Annotated in this window: 15 protein-coding genes; 14 read left to right on the top strand and 1 reads right to left on the bottom strand. The window is 71.7% G+C overall.

Going from position 1 to position 19370, the window contains the following annotated elements:
* Positions 1 to 48 precede the first annotated feature (48 nt).
* The 14 genes from CSPHI_RS10865 (at position 49) to CSPHI_RS10800 (ending at position 17870) form a co-directional block, all read left to right on the top strand.
* Positions 49 to 1911 carry an ABC transporter ATP-binding protein gene (locus tag CSPHI_RS10865; RefSeq protein ID WP_075693236.1) on the top strand — a complete coding sequence of 621 codons (1863 nt, stop codon included), beginning with the start codon at positions 49 to 51 and terminating at the stop codon, positions 1909 to 1911.
* Complete coding sequence (locus CSPHI_RS10860; protein ID WP_075694038.1) at positions 1908 to 3626, top strand: ABC transporter transmembrane domain-containing protein; 1719 nt, start codon at positions 1908 to 1910, stop codon at positions 3624 to 3626. The genes CSPHI_RS10865 and CSPHI_RS10860 overlap by 4 nt, the downstream gene beginning before the upstream one ends.
* 147 nt (positions 3627 to 3773) lie before the next feature.
* Positions 3774 to 4922 (top strand): FecCD family ABC transporter permease, encoded by a 1149-nt coding sequence (locus CSPHI_RS10855; RefSeq protein ID WP_075693234.1) that lies wholly within the window; start codon positions 3774 to 3776, stop codon positions 4920 to 4922.
* Entirely contained in the window at positions 4919 to 6022 is a 1104-nt protein-coding gene (locus CSPHI_RS10850) for a FecCD family ABC transporter permease (RefSeq protein ID WP_075693232.1), read from the top strand. Before CSPHI_RS10855 ends, CSPHI_RS10850 begins: the two co-directional genes overlap by 4 nt.
* Positions 6019 to 6846 (top strand): ABC transporter ATP-binding protein, encoded by an 828-nt coding sequence (locus CSPHI_RS10845; RefSeq protein ID WP_075693230.1) that lies wholly within the window; start codon positions 6019 to 6021, stop codon positions 6844 to 6846. The genes CSPHI_RS10850 and CSPHI_RS10845 overlap by 4 nt, the downstream gene beginning before the upstream one ends.
* A gap of 186 nt (positions 6847 to 7032) precedes the next feature.
* Positions 7033 to 8067, top strand: a complete 1035-nt coding sequence (locus tag CSPHI_RS10840) for an ABC transporter substrate-binding protein (protein WP_075693228.1) — start codon at positions 7033 to 7035, stop codon at positions 8065 to 8067.
* Positions 8068 to 8265: 198 nt separating this feature from the next.
* On the top strand, positions 8266 to 9291 hold the full coding sequence (locus tag CSPHI_RS10835; protein WP_075693227.1) for an iron-siderophore ABC transporter substrate-binding protein: 1026 nt from the start codon (positions 8266 to 8268) through the stop codon (positions 9289 to 9291).
* Positions 9292 to 9498: 207 nt separating this feature from the next.
* Positions 9499 to 10536 carry an ABC transporter substrate-binding protein gene (locus CSPHI_RS10830; protein WP_075693225.1) on the top strand — a complete coding sequence of 346 codons (1038 nt, stop codon included), beginning with the start codon at positions 9499 to 9501 and terminating at the stop codon, positions 10534 to 10536.
* Between the two features lie 220 nt (positions 10537 to 10756).
* A complete protein-coding gene (locus tag CSPHI_RS10825) occupies positions 10757 to 11782 on the top strand; it encodes an iron-siderophore ABC transporter substrate-binding protein (RefSeq protein WP_075693224.1) in 1026 nt (341 codons plus the stop codon).
* Between the two features lie 207 nt (positions 11783 to 11989).
* Entirely contained in the window at positions 11990 to 13009 is a 1020-nt protein-coding gene (locus CSPHI_RS10820) for an iron-siderophore ABC transporter substrate-binding protein (protein ID WP_075693222.1), read from the top strand.
* Positions 13010 to 13218: 209 nt separating this feature from the next.
* Positions 13219 to 14247, top strand: coding sequence for an ABC transporter substrate-binding protein (locus CSPHI_RS10815; protein ID WP_075693220.1), 1029 nt, complete (start codon positions 13219 to 13221; stop codon positions 14245 to 14247).
* Between the two features lie 189 nt (positions 14248 to 14436).
* The gene (locus CSPHI_RS10810) at positions 14437 to 15447 is read left to right on the top strand and encodes an ABC transporter substrate-binding protein (RefSeq protein WP_169840410.1); all 1011 of its coding nucleotides are present in this window, start codon (positions 14437 to 14439) and stop codon (positions 15445 to 15447) included.
* A gap of 177 nt (positions 15448 to 15624) precedes the next feature.
* Positions 15625 to 16638, top strand: a complete 1014-nt coding sequence (locus tag CSPHI_RS10805; protein ID WP_075693217.1) for an ABC transporter substrate-binding protein — start codon at positions 15625 to 15627, stop codon at positions 16636 to 16638.
* Positions 16639 to 16847: 209 nt separating this feature from the next.
* Positions 16848 to 17870: an ABC transporter substrate-binding protein gene (locus tag CSPHI_RS10800; protein WP_075693214.1), complete on the top strand. Its 1023-nt coding sequence runs from the start codon at positions 16848 to 16850 to the stop codon at positions 17868 to 17870.
* A gap of 13 nt (positions 17871 to 17883) precedes the next feature.
* Here the strand turns inward: CSPHI_RS10800 and CSPHI_RS10795 are convergent, their stop codons facing one another.
* The gene (locus CSPHI_RS10795) at positions 17884 to 19314 is read right to left on the bottom strand and encodes an FAD-dependent oxidoreductase (protein ID WP_075693212.1); all 1431 of its coding nucleotides are present in this window, start codon (positions 19312 to 19314) and stop codon (positions 17884 to 17886) included.
* Between the last annotated feature and the right edge of the window lie 56 nt (positions 19315 to 19370).

Below are 19370 nucleotides of genomic sequence, written 5' to 3'. Positions count from 1 at the left end.
GCCCCCGCGCGGGGGCCGGCCCCCGCACGGGAAGGAGTCGAGGGGCCGATGCACGACGATGCGCCGGAGACGGCGGGGGCCGCGGCCGGGGAGGGGCCGGCGGCGCTGCTGCCCACCGCCACCGCCGGGCAGGCGGTGGCGGAGATCGCCGGGCTGCTGCGGCCCCGGTGGTTGCACGCCCTGGCCGCGCTGGCGGTGACCTTCGCCGCCTCCGCGGCCTCCCTGGCCCCGGTGCTGCTGCTGCGCGACGTGATCAACATCGTCGCCGCCGGGGACTCCGCCGCCGGGTTGCCCCGGATCCTGGCCCTGGCGCTGGCCGCGGCGGTGCTCGCCGGGGTGGCGGCCACCCTGGCCGGCGGGCTCACCGGCACCCTCATCGCCCGGCTGCTCGCGGATCTGCGGGAACGCGCCGTCGCCGCGGTGCTGGCGATCCCCCCGGGCCGGGTGGAGCGCGCCGGCCGCGGGGATCTGATCGGCCGGGTCGGCGCCGATGTGGCGGTGCTCGTCGGCGGTTTCCTCGACGAGGTGCCGGGGCTGCTCTCCGCGATGGTGCTGGTCCTCACCGCCACCGCCGGGATCGCCGGGATGGACTGGCGGCTGGCCGCCGCCGGGGCGCTGGCCGGGCTGGCCTACGCCCATGCGCTGCGCTGGTACCTGCGGCATTCTGCGCACCTGTATCGCCGGGAGCGCCGCCAGGAGGCCCGGCTGCTCGGCGATTTGATGGCCGCCGTGGACGGCCGGGCCACGGTGCGCGCGCATCATCTCCTCGACGAGCGCCGGGCGCGGGTGATCGCGGACTCGGCGAGGTCCCGGGACACCTCGGTGCGGGTGTTCCGGGTCTTCTCCGGGCTCATCGCCCGGGACAATCTCGCCGAGTTCACCGGCCTGGCCGCGATCACGGTGGCCGGCTGGCTGCTGCTGCGCGGCGGGGAGGTGCGGATCGGCGACGTCGCCGCCGCGCTGATGCTCTTCCACCGGATGTTCGACCCGATCGGGGACATCGTCACCTCCGCCGATGAGCTGCAGCGCTCCGGGGCGGCGCTGACCCGGATCGTCGGCCTGGTCCGGCTCACCGGGGGCGCGCCCCCGCCGGCGGTGGACCCGGCGGCGCTGCCGGATGCCCCGGTGGACCTGGCGGTCACCGGGCTCACCCACGTCTACCCCGATGGCCGGGTGGGCCTGGCCGGGGTGGACCTCGCGGTGCCCGCCGGCGAGGTCATCGCCCTGGTCGGCGGCTCCGGGGCGGGCAAGTCCACCGTCGCCGGGATCATCTCCGGGATGCTGCCGCACCGCGGCTCCGGGACGGTGCGCATCGGCGGCCGGGATCTCGCCGACCTGGACGCCGCGGCCCGCACCGGGCTGGTCGCGGTGGCCTCCCAGGAGACGCACCTCTTCGCCGGCACGCTGCGGGAGAACCTGCTGCTGGCCGACCCGGCCGCCGGGGACGACCGGCTGGTGGCGGCGCTGGCCGCGGTGGGCGCCGGCGACTGGCTGGCCGGGCTGGAGCGGGGCCTGGACACCCGGGTCGGCTCCGGCGGGGTGGCCGCCCCGGCGGATGTGGTGCAGCGGGTGGCGCTGGCCCGGATCCGGCTCGCCCCCGCCCCGGTGGTGGTGCTCGACGAGCCCAGCGCCGAGGAATCCGATCTGATGGCCGCCGCCGCGGCGGCGATCCGCGGCCGCACCGCGGTGGTGGTGGCGCACCGGCTGGGCCAGGCCGCGGTCGCGGACCGGGTGGCGGTGCTCGCCGCCGGTCGGGTGGTGGAATCCGGGGATCACGCCGGGCTGCTCGCCGCCGGCGGGGCCTACGCGGAGCTGTGGGCGGCCTGGGGCGGCGGGGCCCAGGGGCCCGCCGGCGCGGGGGCGGATCCCGCCGCCGCGGATGCGGGCGCGGGGGAGGTGCCGGGCCGATGAGCGCGGTGCGGGATCATCTGCTGTCCATGGTGCGCGCCCACCGGGGCGCGATCCTGGTGGGCACCGTCCTGATGTGCCTCTACAACGTCGCCGAGGCCACGGTGCCGATCGTGCTCGGCCGGATCGCCGATGAGGTGCTGCCCTCCCCGGAGCCGCGCACCCTGCTGCTCGGGGTGGCCGCGCTGGGGCTGAACCTGGCCACGGTGTCGCTGTCCTGGCGCACCGCCGCGGTGCTGCTGCAGGTCCGGGAGGTCGGCACCCGGCACCGGCTGCGGGTGGAGCTCTCCCGGCGGGTGATCGCCGCCGCCGACCCGGCCCCGCGCACCCCCGACGGCGCCGAGTCGCTGCCCCTGGACGAGCTGCCCACCGTGATCGGCGAGGACGTGCCGGAGACCGCGGACGCGGTGGGCTTCGCCCCCTTCGTGGCCTCCGAGGCGGCCGCCATGATCTACTGCGCGGTCGCCCTGGCCCTCATCGACTGGCCGCTGGGCCTGGGCGTGCTCGCCGGCACCGCGGTGGTGCTGGCCCTGCTGCAGGCGCTCTCCGCGGGGCTGGTGCGCCGCGGCGAGGCCCACCAGAAGGCCCTGGCGGAGGCCACCGCCCGGCTCACCGACCTGATCCGCGGGCTGCGCCCGGTCGCCGGGGTGGCGGGGGGACGGCCCGCCGCGGAGGGCTACGCCGCCGCCTCCGGCCGGGCCCGGGCGCGCGCGGAGTCCCTGGCCTGGGCCGCCGGGGTCTTCGGCGGCATCGGCACCATCGCCCGGGTGGCGCTCATCGCGGTGATCGGGGTCGCCGCCGGCTACCGGGCGGTGGCCGGGGAGATCACCGTCGGGGAGCTCGTCGCCGTGGTGGGCCTGGCCCAGTTCGCGGCGGTGCCGCTGGGCGGGCTGGCCATCGTGCCGCTGGCCCTGGCCGATATCCGGGCCTCCACCCGGCGGGTCACCCGGGTCGCCGAACCCGCCCCGCTCGCCCCCGGCGCCCCGGTGCCCGCCGCCGGCGCCGCCCCGGCGCTGGCCGGGCCAGGCTGGGCCGCCGCCGAGGGGCGGCTCACCGCCGTGGCCTGCACCCCGGCGACCGCCGCGGGGATCGCCGCCGCGCTCGTCGACGGCGCCGCCGCCGGCCCGGTCGCCGGCCGGCTGCGGGTGCGCGGGACGGCCGTGGCGGAGCTGGACGTGGCCGGGCTGCGCACCGCGGTGCTCGCCGAGGGGCGGGCCCCGGCGCTCTTCGCCGGCAGCATCGGCGAGGCCCTGGGCCTGGGCCCGGACCCGGTCGCCGCGGATCCCGGGGATCCGGGGGAGCCGGCGGAGGCCGCGGCACCGGCCGGCCCCGCCGACCCGGCGGCCCGGGAGCGGGCCCTGGGGGTGCTCGACGCGCTGGGCCTGGGCGAGCTCGCCGGGGATCGCCGCGGGCTGCTCGCCCTGCGGCTGGAGGACTCCGCGACGAACCTCTCCGGCGGCCAGCGCCGGCGGCTGGCCCTGGCCCGCAGCCTGCTCGCCGAACCGGAGCTGCTGGTGCTGGTCGACCCCACCTCCGCGCTGGACTCGGTGACCGCGCTGCGGGTGGCCCGGGCGGTGGCCGCGCACCGCGCCGGGCGCACCACCGTGGTGCTCGGCGCGGGGGTGGCGATGCGGTCGGTGGCCGATGCGGTGGTCGCCGCCGGGGAGCCCGCGGCCCCGGCCGCGACGCCCGGGGAGTCCTCGGCACCCGGGGCTTAGGTCGGGGTGGGCGGATTAGGCGAGGATTGACATGCATTCCGCGCCGGGGTTACCCTGCCCACGATTCCGGGCCGCCGGCCCGGGGCCCCGGTGTGGGGCGGGGCGGCCCCGCCGGGTGCCCGCGCCCCCGCGCCCCGCAGGGTGACCATGAGGACGACCGACACCGCCGCGCCCGGCGCATCCGCCGGCGCCGCACCCCCGGACGGCGCCCGCCCGGTGCGCGCCCATGACGAGGTGGAGATCCGCGCCGAACGCCTCGACGGCATCCCCCGCACCTTCCCGCTGCTGATGCTGGTCCTCCTCGGCATCCTCGCGGCGTCCCTGGTGGGCAGCCTCTTCGTGGGCGCGCTGCCGAACACCTTCGCCGAGGTGTGGACCCGGCTGCCGGAGGCGGTGCCCGCCGGGCTGCGCGGGGAGGTCCCCGGCACCGGAGATGACCAGCTCTCCGTCATCATCGCCACCCTGCGACTGCCCCGCGGCATCCTCGCGGTGCTGGTCGGCCTGGCCCTCGGCGCCGCCGGCGCGGTGGTGCAGGGCCACACCCGCAACGCCCTGGCCGACCCGGGCCTGTTCGGGCTGACCTCCGGGGCCGCCTTCGCCGTGGTGCTGGTGATCTTCCTCGGCATCACCCGCGACCCCTACGGCTACGTGTGGGCCGCCCTGGCCGGCTGCGCCGCGGTGACCGTGCTGGTCTTCGCGCTGTCCTCCACCGGGCCGATCGTGGCCAGCCCGCTGTCCCTGGTGCTCGCCGGGGCGGCGCTGTCCGCCCTGTTCGGCAACGTCACCACCATCCTCACCCTCTCCGACCGCGAGGCCATGCGGGAGCTGGCGAAATGGGCCGCCGGCTCCGTGGCCGGCCGCGGGGTGGAGGTGATCCTGGCCACCGGCGGGTTCATGCTGCTCGGCCTGGTGCTCGCCCAGGCGCAGGCCAAGCCGCTGAACCTGCTCGCCCTCGGCGAGCGCACCGCCGCCGCGCTCGGCCTCAACGTCACCGCGCACCGGGTGCTCGGCCTGGCCACCGTGTCCCTGCTCGGCGGCGGGGCCACCGCCGCCGCCGGCCCGATCGGCTTCATCGGGCTGGCCGCCCCGCATATCGTGCGCGGCTTCACCGGCCCCGACTACCGGCTGGTGGTGCCCGCCTCCGCGGTCACCGGCGGCTTCCTCGCCCTGTGGGCGGACATGATCGGCCGGGTGGTGGTGCGCCCCGGGGAGCTGCAGATGGGCATCGTGATGGCCCTCGCCGGGGCGCCGTTCTTCATCATGCTGATCAAGCGGGGCCGGGTGAACGCGCTATGAGCCGGCCGAGGCTGCTCACCCGCCAGGACCTGGTGCCCGGGCACGCCCGGCTGCGGCTGGGCCCGGTCACCGGGCTGGTGCCCACCCGCACCCTGGTGGTCGCCCTCGTCATGGCGGCCATCGCGGTGGTCGCCTATGTCAGCTCCATCGTCTTCGGCAACTACTTCATCGGCCTCGACGAGCTGTTCCGGATCCTCACCGGGCGGGGCGAGGGCCTGTCCCGGGCGATCGTCATCGAATGGCGCGCCGGCCGGGCCACGGTGGCCTTCCTGGTCGGCGCCTGCCTCGCCTTCGGCGGCGCGATCACCCAGACCGTGGCCCGCAACCCCCTGGTCAGCCCGGATGTGCTGGGGGTGACCCAGGGTGCCTCGCTGGCGGTGGTGGCCACCCTGCTGCTCTCCGCCCGGGCCAATGACACCGGGGCCACCGCCCGGATGCTGCGCGACACCGTGGGCCTGCCCGCCATGGCGCTCATCGGGGCGACCGCCACCACCGTGGTGGTGGTGCTCATCGTGGGCCGCAACTGGGGCGACACCCTGCGCATCGTGCTCATGGGCATCGCGGTGTCGATGTTCCTCGGCGCCTTCTCCACCTGGCTGATGGCCAAGGCCGGGGAGCAGGAGCTGCTCCGGGCCAGCCTGTGGCTCAACGGCTCCGTCAACGACCGCGGCTGGCAGCACGCCTGGGCGCCGATGGCCACCCTGCTGGCGGCGGTGCTGCTCGCCTCCTGGCTGGTCTTCGCCCTCTCCGCCCTGGCCCTGGGCCCCCAGGTCGCCCATGTGCTGGGCATCCGGGTCAAGGTCGCCCAGATCGTGCAGCTGGCGGTGGCCGTCGTCCTCGCCGCGATCGCGGTCTCCGCCGCCGGGCCGGTGGGTTTCGTCGCCTTCGTCGCCCCGCAGATCGCGCGCTGGGCCTCGAAGGCCCCGACCCCGCCGATCCTCACCGCCATGCTCTGCGGCGGCGCCCTGGTCACCGCCGCGGACGTCGCCGCCCGGCTGATCATCCCCTGGTCGCTGCCGGTGGGCATCGTCACCTCGCTGCTCGGCGCGCCCGTGCTGCTGTACCTCGTCATCCAACAGAACCGGAGGAGCACCATATGACCGCCGCATCCGCCCCCGCGACGCAGGCGGCCCCGCCCGCCGGCCGCACCGGGCCCGGCACCCCCCGGATCGCGGTGCGCGACCTCACCGTGGGCTACGGGGAGGCCACCATCATCGAGGGGATGAACCTGGAGCTGCCCGCCGACTGCGTGACCACGCTCATCGGCCCCAACGGCTGCGGCAAATCCACCCTGCTCAACTCCATCGCCACCGTCCTCGACCACGAGGGCGTCATCGAGCTCGACGGCGAGGACATCGAGCGGATCCCCCGCAAGGCCCGGGCCACCCGGCTGTCCCTGCTGCCGCAGCAGCCGATCGCCCCGGAGGGGATCAGCGTCGCCCAGCTAGTCTCCCGGGGCCGGCACCCGCACCAGTCCTGGCTGTCCCGCTGGTCCGCCGAGGACGCCGCCAAGGTCGCCGAGGCCCTGGAGCTCACCGGGATGACCCATCTGCGGGCCCGGCCGCTGTCCTCGCTCTCCGGCGGGCAGCGCCAGCACGTGTGGCTGGCCATGGCCCTGGCCCAGGAGACCCCCACCATGCTCCTGGACGAGCCGACCACCTACCTGGACCTGGCGAACAGCCTGGAGATCCTGCGCCGGGTGCGCCGGCTCACCCCGGAGCGCACCGTAGTGATGGTGCTGCACGATCTCAACCTCGCCGCCCGGTTCTCCGATCACCTGGTGGTGATCAAGGACGGCTCCCTCATCACCCAGGGCGAGCCGGGGGAGGTGATCACCCGGGAGCTGCTGCACGAGGTCTTCGGCTTCGAGGCGCTGGTGGTCGACGACCCGGCGGTCGGCGGCCCGCATATCGTCCCCGAATAACCCGCCCGGCGCCCCCGCGTCCCCCTCCCACGCAAACGGATCTTGACTTTTCGTCGCGGGGGGGGGGGTACGTTTTCAGCCGTCTTCGGCCCCGCCCAGCCAGCCGGTCGATCAACCGGCTCGGGGCCCGGAGGCGGCCTCGCCCGATCCACGAACGCGAACCAGAACGGATCGGACGGACACGACATGAGAATCGGACAGCGATTTGCCGCCGCCGGAGCGGCGATCGTCATGGCCTGCGGCCTCGGCCTTGCGGGATGCTCGGGGGACGAGGGCGGCGGTGCCCAGACCAGTTCGGCGGCGCCCGCGGTGGAGGTCGAGGAGGGGGCCTTCCCGGTCACCATCGAGCACGCCTTCGGCGAGACCACCATCGAGGAGGCACCCACGCGCGTGGCGACCGTCGGCATAACCGACGAGGACGCGGTGCTCGCGCTCGGCGTCACCCCGGTGGCGATCCGGCCGCGCTTCGACTCCGAGTTCGTGGCGTGGCAGAAGCCGCACGCCGGGGACACGGAGCCGGTGTGGCTCGACGATAAGGAACTCGACATCGAGAAGATCGCGGGCGCTGAGCCGGATCTGATCCTCGCGGTGTGGTCGGAGATCACCCAGGAGCAGTACGACAAGCTCTCGCAGATTGCCCCGACCGTCGCCCACCAGGAGAGTGAGGACGACTGGGGTCAGGGCTGGGAGGACTCCACGCTCGTGATCGGCAAGGCGCTGGGCCGGCCGGCTAAGGCGCAGGAGCTCGTCGACGGTATCTCGGACCGATTCGCGGAAATCCGGGGACGCCATCCGGAATGGGAGGGCAAGACCGTCGTCGTCGCCCCGCTTGAGGAGGGCGGGAACATCTACGCCTACTCCTCCGTCGATCGGCGCAGTGACTTCTTCACTCGCCTGGGCCTCGTGGTTCCCGCGGAGATCGACGAGCTCGCCGACGGTAACCCGGACACCGAGATCTCGCAGGAGAACGCCCATATCCTGGACGTGGATCTCCTGGTGTGGCGGGGCGGCATCGACGAATGCAACCCCGATGACTACGACCTGCCCACCGTGAAGGCGCTGGAGGTTGCCAGGCAGGGTCGCGCCCTGTGCGTGCAGGACGTCTTCGGCGGTGATCCCGATCATGCCGCGACGATGGCCTTCAACTCGCAGACCGTGCTGAGCCTGCCGTATCTGCTGGATCACATCGAGGAGCCCCTCGCGGAAATCCTGGGTGACTGACCCCCGCCGGCACCCGGTTTCCGGGTACCCACTCCCTTCCCGCGCAAACGGATCTTGACTTTCCGTCGCGGGGGGGGGGGTACGTTTTCAGCCGTCTTCGGCCCCGCCCAGCCAGCCGGTCGACCGACCGGTTCGGGGCCCGGAGGCGGCCTCGCCCGATCCACGTACGCGAACCAGAACGGATCGGACGGACACGATATGAGAATCGGACAGCGGCTCGCCGCCGCCGGAGCGGCGATCGTCATGGCCTGCGGGCTCGGCCTTGCGGGATGCTCGGGCGACGAGGGCGACGGTGCCCAGACCAGTTCGGCGGCGCCCGCGGTGGAGGCCGAGGAGGGCGCCTTCCCGGTCACCATCGAGCACGCCTTCGGCGAGACCACCATCGAGGAGGCGCCGGAGCGGGTCTTCGCCCTGGGCTGGACAGACGTCGATGCGCTCCTGGCCCTGGGCGTGACCCCGGTCAGTGCCCCGGCGTGGGAGGGCACCGAGCCCGGTGCCTGGCAGCGCAATGCGGTCACCGGGGAGGAGCCGGTGTTCAATCTGCCCGCGGAGAAGCCCGATCCGGAGAAGGTCGCCAGTTTCAAACCGGATCTCATCATCGCCCAGTGGATCGGGTTGGATCAGGAGCTGTACGACAAGCTTTCCCAGGTTGCCCCGGTGGTGGCCTACGCCGAGGAGTACCCGGACTGGTCGCAACCCTGGGATATCACCACCGAGCGGATCGGGCGGGCGGTGGGTCGGCCGAAGGCGGCGAAGGAACTCGTGGAGGAGGTCGAGGGGAAGTTCGCGGCGATCCGGGAACGGCACCCCGAATGGCAGGAGATGACCGCCGTCACGGGCCTGTACTCGCAGGAGGATGGGAGTTTCGCGATGGTGACCACCAAGGACCCGCGCGGCGACTTCTTCGGCAAGCTCGGTTTCCGGATGTCCCCGGAGGTCGATGCCGCGGTCGGTGACACCGTATGGGCCCAGATATCCCTGGAACAGGCGAACCTCGTCGACGAGGACGTGTTCTTCCTCATCGCGCAGGATCTCGATGAGTTCACCGCGGAACCGGTGATCGAGAAGCTTGACGTGGTGCGGAACAACCGGGTGCTCCCGGTTTCCGCATGGGCCGAGACCGATCCGGATCTGCCCCTGGCCTTCCCCTGGCAGACGGTGCTCAGCCTCGACTACCTCCTCGACCGTGTCGAGGAACCGATCGCCGAGGCGCTCGCGACGTAGCGCCCAACGGCGGCGGGGCCACCCTGCCTCGGTTGCAGCCCTTCCCCTCCCGCGCAAACCGCCCTTGACTTTTCGTCGCGGGGGGGGGTACGTTTTCAGCCATCTTCGGCTCTCCGTCCAGCCCAGGTCACCCGACCGTTTCCGAAGCGCCGAGACGGCCTCGCCCGATCCAAGAACGCGAACCAGAACGGATCGGACGGACACGACATGAGAATCGGACAGCGATTTGCCGCCGCCGGAGCGGCGGTCATCATGGCCTGCGGCCTCGGCCTCGCCGGCTGCTCGGGGGATGGCGGGGACGCCGCGGACGCGACCGCTGCGGTCGAGGCCGAGGAGGGCGCCTTCCCGGTCACCATCGAGCACGTCTTCGGGGAGACCACCATCGAGGAGGCCCCCACCAGGATCGCGGCGATCGGGGAAAGCGATGTCGATCCGCTGCTCGCCCTGGGCATCACCCCGGTGTGGGTTCGTGGCTGGACCGATGAGGGGCCCAATGAATGGCAGCAGCCTCTGGTGGACGGGGATCCGCTCTGGTTCAACCATGAGGAGGAGATGGATTTCGAGAGCATCGCCGCGCAGAACCCGGATCTGATCATCGCCCAGTACGCGGATCTCGAACCGGACCAGTACGAGAAGCTCTCGGACATCGCCCCGGTGGTCGCTTACGCGGAGGAAACCGGTGGCTACCAGCAGTCCTGGCAGGAGACCACCCGGATCATCGGCAAGGCGGTGGGCAAGCCGGCCGCCGCCGAGAAGCTGGTGACCGACCTGGAGGATCGGATTGCGAAGGTCGCTGAGGATCATCCGAACTGGGCCGGTAAAGAGGCCGTCGTCATCGTCCCCGACCAGGAGGAGCTGATCGCCTATCCCGAGGGTGACGTGAGCAACCGGATGCTTCACGACTTCGGGTTCGTCTACCCGGATGAGGTCGCCGCCCTTGGTGACGGTACGACAAATGTCTTTATTTCCATGGAGCAGGCGGGTCTCGTCGATCACGACATGGTGGTGTGGGAGTGCTGGGAAAACTGCACGCTCGAGGGTGAGGGGCGCGAAGCGGGTGCCCTGGTGATCTCCGAGCATCCGATTCTGGGGAATCTGGAGGTGGTCACCGGTGGTCGCAGCTTCGTCACCGGTGACCACATCGATGATGGGATGCACTATGCGCTCATGTGGAACACCGTGCTGTCCATTGACCACTTCCTCGACACCTACGTCGCCGTCATCGAGGAGACCATCGGCACGTAGTCGGGGCATCCGCGCAACCCGGCCGTGGCTTCGCAGCCGGCGGTGACCGTCCCCGCCCACCCCCTCGCGAGTCCGGATCTTGACGATCCGTCGCGGGGGGGGGGTACGTTTTCAGCCGTCTTCGGCCCCGCCCAGCCAGCCGGTCGACCGACCCATCCCGGGGCGCGGAGGCGGCCTCGCCCGATCCCTGCATCACCAACCACCAGGATCGGACGGACACATGAGAATCAGCACAAGGATCGCCGCCGCTGGCGCCGCAATCGCCCTGACCTGCGGGCTGGGACTGACGGCCTGCTCCTCGGATGAGGCGGGGGAGGCCCAGGAAACCTCGGCGGCCTCGGCGGCGAGCGTCGAGGAGGGGGCCTTCCCGGTCACCATCGAGCACGCCTTCGGCGAGACCACCATCGAGAAGGCCCCGGAGCGGGTCTTCTCGCTCGGGTGGAGCGACGTGGACACGCTGCTGGCGCTGGGCGTGACCCCGGTTGGTGGCGTGGAATGGCACACCGATAAGCCGATGGCCTGGCAGAAGAACGCGGAGACCGGTGAGGAGCCGACCTTCGACATCCCGGTCGGTGAGGTGGATCCGGAGGAGATCGCCGCCTTTGAGCCGGATCTCATCATCGCCCAGTGGATCGGCCTGGAGCAGGAGGAGTATGACCGGCTCTCCCAGATCGCGCCGGTGGTGGCCTATGCCGAGGAGTACCCTGACTGGTCGCAGCCCTGGGACGTCACCACCGAGCGGATCGGCCGTGCCGTGGGCCGGCCGAAGGCCGCAAAGGCGCTCATCGATGACGTGCAGGCCAAATTCGACGGGATCCGGGAGCGGCATCCCGAATGGCAGGAGATGAGCGCGGTCGCCGGCCTGTACTCGGAGGATGACGGTCAACTGTCCATGCTCACCACGCTGGACCCGCGCGGCGCCTTCTTCGGCAATCTGGGTTTCCGGATGTCCCCGGAGGTCGATGCGATGGTCGGCGAGGACGTGTGGGCCGAAATCTCCCTGGAGCAGGCCAGCGTGGTCGACGAGGACGTGTTCTTCCTCTACGGCGACAGCGACGAGGGGTTCATGGCGCAGCCGGTGCTCGCCGGCCTGGACGTGGCGAAGAAGGGTCACGTCATCCCGCTGGGGCTGCTCGCCGCCGGGGATGACACGCTGAGCGACGCTTTCGACTGGCAGTCGGTGCTCAGCCTGAGCTACTTCCTCGACGGCATCGAGGAACCGCTCGCCGAGGCGCTGGCGGAGTAGCCCCCGCGACGCCGGCACGAGGTGGAACCCGCGCCCCTGCCGCCTCCCCCCTCCGCACGACCGGGTCTTGACGGTCCGTCGCGGGGAGGATACGTTTTCAGCCGTCTTCGGACCCGGGACCAGCCCAGGTCATGCGATCATTCCGGGATCCGATGCGGCCTCGCCCGATCCACGTACGCCAACCAGAACGGATCGGACGGACACGACATGAGAATCGGCACGCGCATCGCCGCCGCGGGTGCGGCACTGATGCTGGCCTGCGGGCCCGGCCTTGCGGGCTGCTCCCCGGATGAGACGGGTAAGGCACAGGAAACCTCGGCGGCCGCGGGCGTGGAGGACGGGGCCTTCCCGGTCACTATCGAGCACGCCTTCGGCGAGACCACCCTCGAGCAGGCGCCCACCCGGGTCGTCGCCCTCGGCGCGACGGACGTGGACCCGCTCCTGGCGCTGGGCGTCACCCCGGTCGGCGTGGCGGAGTGGCACAGCGATGAACCGCTGGCCTGGCAGAAGAACGCGGACACCGGCGAGCAGCCGGCCTTCAACATCCCGTCCGGCGAGAACGCGGACGAGAAGATCGCCGCACTGGAGCCGGATCTCATCGTCGCCCAGTGGGCCGGTCTGGAGCAGGCGGATTACGACAAGCTCTCCCAGATCGCGCCCGTGGTGCCCTACGCCGAGGAGTACCCGGACTGGTCGCAGCCCTGGGACGTCACCACCGAGCGGATCGGCCGTGCCGTGGGCCGGCCGAAGGCCGCGAAGGAGCTCGTCGAGGAGGTCAAGGGCAAGTTCGAGGGCATCCGGGAACGGCACCCCGAATGGCAGGAGATGAGCGCGGTCGCCGGCCTGTACGAGGAGGAGAACGGCCAGCTGTCCATGCTGACCACGCTGGACCCGCGCGGCGCCTTCTTCGGCAAACTCGGCTTCCGGATGTCCCCGGAGGTTGACGCGATGGTCGGCGACAACGTGTGGGCCGACATCTCCCTGGAACAGGCCAGCGTGGTCGACGAGGATGTGTTCTTCCTCTACAGCGACAGCGATGAGTCCTTCATGGCGCAGCCGGTGCTCGCCGGCCTGGATGTGGCGAAGAAGGGCCACGTCATCCCTCTTGGGTTGCTCGCCGCCGATGATCCGATGCTGGCCGAGGCCTTCGAATGGCAGTCGGTGCTCAGCCTGAACTACCTCCTCGACGGCATCGAGGAGCCGCTCGCCGAGGCGCTGGCGGAGTAGCCCCCGCGCCGCCGGCACGAGGCGGACCCCGTGCCCCTGCCGCCTCCCCCTCCGCGCAACCGGGTCTTGACGGTCCGTCGCGGGGGGGGGGTACGTTTTCAGCCGTCTTCGGCCCGGGGCCAGCCCAGGTCATGCGACCGTCCCCGGGTCCGGATGCGGCCTCGCCCGATCCATGCATCCCCAACCAGAACGGATCGGACGGACACGACATGAGAATCGGACGACGCATCACCGCCGCCGGAGCGGCCATCGCCCTGGCTTGCGGGCTGGGCCTTGCGGGCTGCTCCTCGGAGGAGGGCGACACCGCGGCCGCGACCGGAGTGGAGAGCACCGTCGAAGTGGAGGAGGGGGCCTTCCCGGTCACCATCGAGCACGCCTACGGGGAGACCACCATCGAGGAGGCCCCGCAGCGGGTCGTGGCCTACGGGGAGAACGACATCGATCCGCTGCTCGCCCTCGGGGTGACCCCGGTGTTCGTCAAGGAGTGGAACACCCCGGAGCCCACCGGCTGGCAACTCGAGGCCGCCCGGGGCGAGCTGCCCGAGTTCTACGACGGCGAGGAGATCGACCCGGAGGACGTCGCCGCCGTGGACCCGGATCTCATCGTGGCGATGTACTCCGGGATGACCCGGGAGCAGTACGAGCAGCTCTCCGAGATCGCCCCCGTGGTGCCGTTCCGGGAGGGATACGCCGACTGGCAGCAGCCGTGGGACATCACCGCGGAGATGATCGGCGAGGCCATCGGCCGGCCGCAGGCGGCGCGGGACCTCATCGACGACATCGAGGGCCGCTTCACCGCCATCCGGGGGCGGCACCCGAACTGGGAGGGCAAGACCACCGCCCTGGCGATCGCCCGCGAGGACCTCATCAACGCCTATTCCCCGGATGACCCGCGATCCCGGTTCTTCGCCAAGCTGGGCATGGTGGTGCCGGAGAAGATCGCCGAGCTTGCCGAGGGCGGCCACGTCTCCGCGTTCTCCCTGGAGCAGGCCAATGTGCTGGAGCTGGACGTCGTGTTCTGGGGTCAGGAGGGGTGCACCACCGGGCCCGGCGGCAGCCTGGCCACCGACCCGATCCTCGGCCGGCTGGACGTGGTCAAGGAGGGCCGCTCGGTGTGCGTGGACGAGTTCTTCGATGACCCCGAGCTCGGCATGGCCTTCCAGTGGCAGACCGTGCTGAGCCTGGATCACGTGCTCGACGAGATCGAGCCGATGCTCGTCGAGGAGCTCGGCGACTGAGCCGGCCCGCCGGCGTCCGCCCCACCCCCTTCCGCCCACCGGGTCTTGACGGTCCGTCGCGGGGGGGGGGTACGTTTTCAGCCGTCTTCGGCCCGGGGCCAGCCCAGGTCATGCGACCGTCCCCGGGGCCGGATGCGGCCTCGCCCGATCCATGCACCACAAACCACTACGGATCGGATGGACGAGAGAATGAGAATCGGACGACGCATCACCGCCGTCGGTGCGGCGATCGCCCTGGTCTGCGGGCTGGGGCTCACGGGCTGTTCCGCGGAGGAGGGCGACACCGCAGCCGCGACCGGTGCGCAGAGCACCGCGGAGGTGGAGGAGGGGGCCTTACCGGTCACCATCGAGCACGCATTCGGCGAGACCACCATCGAAGAGGCGCCGACGCGGGTGGTGGCTCTTGGCTGGGTCGATGTGGATTACCTCCTTGCGGTGGGGGTGACCCCGGTATGGACCTATGACTACCACGAAAGTTTCCCGACATCGTGGCAAAGCGAGGTCATCGAGGGTGAACTGCCGCAGGCGTCCACGGACAGAGAAGTGGACTACGAGCAGATCGCCGCAACGGAACCGGATCTCATCATCGCGATGACCCGGGTGGAGGACAGTGATGTCTACGACCGGCTTTCCCAGATTGCGCCGACCGTGACCCATCGGGAGGGCTACGCCGAAATGGGCCAACCCATCGAGCTGGTCATGGAGGATGTCGGTAAGGCGGTGGGCCGGCCGCAGGCGGCGGCTGACGCCGTCTCGGAGCTTGAGGATCGGATGAAGGCCATCGCCGACCGGCACCCGGACTGGGCGGGGAAGACCGTCAACGTCGGTGACCGGAATCCGGCGTTGTCCTGGTTGTATGATTCCACTGCCGATCGGACTCAGCTACCCCAGGCTTTTGGCCTGGTTGTGCCGAGCGCGGTGGACGAAGCCTCCGATGATGGCGGGGTGGAGGTCTCCGATGAGCGAACCGATCTTTTCGAGGCCGATGCGCTGCTGTTCATCGACTACGAGTGCTCCATGGACAAGTTGCGTGCGGATCCCGTCATGCGCGGAGTACCCGCCATCGCCGAGGGGCGGGCCGCCTGCATTTTTGAGGATCTCGGGGAGGAGGAGCTGACCGCCTGGCAGTACTCCACCACTCTGAGCTGGTCGTACATTCTCGACGATGTTGAGGAACTGTTGGAGCGCCTGCTCGACTGAGCTTCCGCCACCCCCTCTCCCGCGAGCGGGTCTTGACGATCCGTCGCGGGGGGGGGGGTACGTTTTCAGCCGTCTTCGGCCCCGTCCAGCCAGGCGGTCGATCGACCGTTTCGGGACCCGGAGGCGGCCTCGCCCGATCCATGCAGCACAAACCACTACGGATCGGATGGACGAGAGATGAGAATCGGCAAGCGCATCGCCGCCGCGGGTGCGGCGATCGTCATGGCCTGCGGGCTGGGGCTTTCGGGTTGTTCCGCGGAGGAAGGGGACACCGCGGACGCGACCGGTGCGGACAGCACCGTGGAGGCGGAGGAGGGGGCCTTCCCGGTCACCATCGAGCACGCCTTCGGCGAGACCACCATCGAGAAGGCTCCAAAGCGGGTCGTCGCCTACGGGCAGACCGATGCGGACGCCCTCTTCGCTCTCGGGGTGACCCCGGTGTGGGTGACCGGGTGGACCAGCGATGGTCCCGAGGAGTGGCAGAAACCCCATATCCAGGGCGAGGAGCCGGTGTGGTTCATGGGGGACGTGGACATGGAGGATATCGCGGCGGCCAAGCCGGATCTCATCATCGCGATGTTCACCAGTCTTGAGCAGGACGACTACGACCGGATGTCGGAGATCGCCCCGACGGTGACGTACGCGGAGGGGCAGGCCGATTACCAGCAGGACACGGCAGACACCCTGCTGATGGTGGGGGAGGCGGTGGGCCGGCCGAAGGCGGCGCAGCAGCTCATCGATGAACTCGATGTCAAGTACGCCGGGATTCGGGAGCGGCATCCGAATTGGCAGGGCAAGACCGCGGTGCTCGCGGCACCCGAGATGGAACATTTCGGTGCCTTCGCCCCCGATTATCCCTTCAACCGGATGCTCGCCCGCATGGGCTTCGCATATCCCGAGCAGATCGCCGAAGCATCGGACGGCAGCACCTTCGTGGACTTGTCTACGGAACAGGCAGATCTCCTTGATTTAGATTTTGTCGTGTGGATCGCCGGTGACACCCCCGTAGCGGAAATTGCGGCCGAGCCGGTGCTCGGCAACCTCCAGGTGCTGCAGGACAATCGCTCATTCGCCATCGGGGAGAAATTGGACGAAGCCGAAGCCAACGCCATCAACTGGTCCACGGTGCTGTCCCAGCTCTACGTCCTCGATGAACTGGAGCAGGCGATCGTTGACACCATCGGCGAATAGCCGTCCCCACCGGCCACGCTCGGCATCCCGCACCAAGGGTGCCGCCACCCCTCTCCCGCGATCGGTCCTTGACGATCCGTCGCGGAGGGGGGTACGTTTTCCGCCGTCTTCCGCCCGCGGCCAGCCCAGGTCATGCGACCGTCCCCGGGTCCGGATGCGGCCTCGCCCGATCCACGTACGCCAACCACTACGGATCGGATGGACGAGAGATGAGAATCGGACGACGCATCACCGCTGCGGGTGCGGCGATCGCCCTGGCCTGTGGGCTGGGGCTTTCGGGCTGTTCCTCGGAGGAGGGGGACACCGCGGCCGAGACCGGTGCGCAGAGCACCGCGGAGGTGGAGGAGGGGGCCTTCCCGGTCACCATCGAGCACGCCTTCGGCGAGACCACCATCGAGCAGGCGCCGGCCCGGGTGGTGGCCCTGGGCCACAGCGACGTCGATCCGCTGCTGGCCCTCGGCGTCACCCCGGTGTGGGTGCGCGCCTGGACCAGCGAGGGACCGCTGCCCTGGCAGGAGCCGCTCATCGAGGGCCCCGCCCCGGAGTGGGTGGACATGAAGGAGGTCGACGCCGAGGAGATCGCCGCGGCGGAACCGGATCTCATCCTCGCCCTGTACTCGGGGGGCGACCAGGAGACCTACGACAAGCCCTCCCGGATCGCCCCGACGGTGACCTACCGGACCGGCAACGGGAACTGGCGGCAGGGCTGGGAGGACTCCACCCGCGACGCCGCCGCCGCGGTGGGCCGGCCGGAGAAGGGCGAGGAGCTCATCGCCGACGTCCACGAGCGGATCGCGGCGCTGCGCGAGGCCCATCCCGAATGGGAGGGCAAAACCGCGGCGATGGTCTTCGTGGAGGAGGGCGAACTCGGCGTCAACACCAGCAAGGATCCGCGCTCCCGGCTGCTTGCCTCGATTGGCTTCACCATCCCGGAGTCCTTCGACGAATTCGATGAGGACGGCTACTACGTGACGTTCTCTCGGGAACGGGCCGACCTGCTCGACCTCGATGTGCTCATCCTGGACGCCCCGGGCGAGGAATGTGTGATGGACGATTTGAAGGCCGACCCGGCATTGGGCCAACTGCCGGCGATCACCGGGGGTCATGCCTTCTGTATTGGCGAGGTGCTCGCGGAGGATCAGCAGGAGGCGCTGGCCTGGCAGACGGTGCTCGGCATCCCCTACCTGCTGGACGCCCTGGAGGAGCAGCTGACCCGGGTGGTCGGGGAGTAGCCGGCCCGCCCGCTCAGGCGGTGACCGGCGCCGCCTCCGCCGCTGCCGGGCGGGAGCGGCGGATCATCTCCGCGCGCTCCACGACCTTCTTGCGCTCCCGGCCCTCCGCGGCGCCCAGGGCGCGCTCGTGGGCGTCCAGGGCGCGCCAGCCCGCCCAGTCGGTGACCTGCACCCCGCGCTCGGCGAGCAGCCGGTCGACGCCGGGGGCCGCCGGGGCGGGCAGGGCCCCGGCGGCGGCGTCGGCGAGCAGGTTGGCGATGACCTCGTTGGCGTCGCCCTTGGTGTTGCCGATGAGGCCGACCGGGCCGCGGCGCACCCAGCCGGTGGCGTAGAGCCCGGGGATCGGGGCCCCGGCCGGGTCCAGCACCCGGCCGCCGAGCTCCGGGATGGTGTGCGTGGCCGCGTCGAAGGGCACCCCGGGCACCGGGTCGGAGCGGTAGCCCACCGCCCGGTAGACCGCCCCGGCCGGCCAGTCGGTGAACTCGCCGGTGCCGCGCACCCCGCCGTTGCCGTCGGGTTCGGTGCGCTCGGTGCGGATCGCGGTGACCCGCCCGCCGACGCCGAGCAGCGCCACCGGGTTCTCGAAGAAGTGGATGCGCAGCCGGTGCGGGGCGCCCTTCGGCTCCCGGAGGGCGTAGTCCTCCAGGATCGTGCACACCTGGTCGACGACCTTGGTGCTGCGCCGGGCGGCCTCCCCGGCGGCGTCGTAGCGCAGGTCCGCCGGGTCCACGAGCACCTCGATGGTGGGGGAGTGGTCCAGCTCCTTCAGCTCCAGGGGGGTGAACTTCGCCTGGGCGGGGCCGCGCCGGCCGAAGACGTGGATGTCCCGGGCGGCGTTGCCCGCCAGGGTCGCGTGCACGTTGTCCGCGATTTCGGTGACCTTCAGCTCATCGGCGGTCTTGGCCAGCACCCGGGCCACGTCGAGGGCGACGTTGCCGACCCCGACCACGGCCACCGATTCCGCGGAGAGATCCCAGCCGCGGGCGAAGTCGGGGTGCGAGTCGTAGAAGCCGACGAATTCGCCGGCGCCGTGGTGCCCGGCCAGTTCCGCGCCCGGGATGTCCAGGTCCCGGTCGCCGACCGCGCCGGTGGCCAGCACCACCGCGTCATAGCGCGCCCGCAGTTCGGCGACGCTGACGTCCGCGCCGACCTCGACATTGCCGAGCAGCCGCACCCCGGGCTTGTCCAGCACCCGGTGCAGGCTGGCGATGATGCCCTTGATCCGGGGATGGTCCGGGGCCACCCCGTAGCGGATCAGCCCGAAGGGGGCGGGCAGCCGCTCGATGAGGTCCACGGCGACCTCCGCATCGGATTTCAGCAGCGCGTCCACGGCGTAGACCCCGGCCGGGCCGGAGCCGACCACCGCCACCCGCAGCGGGGCGGCGCCCCCGGGTGGCGCCGCGGGCGCGGGGGCGGGCGGGGACTGCGGGGCGGGGCGGGTCATGGGGTTCCTCCATCATCGGGTGGGCGGCGCGGCGGCGGGGCGGACTCGGCCACCCC

The organism is Corynebacterium sphenisci DSM 44792 (assembly GCF_001941505.1).
Classification (GTDB): Bacteria; Actinomycetota; Actinomycetes; order Mycobacteriales; family Mycobacteriaceae; genus Corynebacterium; species Corynebacterium sphenisci.
This window is presented reverse-complemented; position numbering and strand designations above follow the sequence as displayed.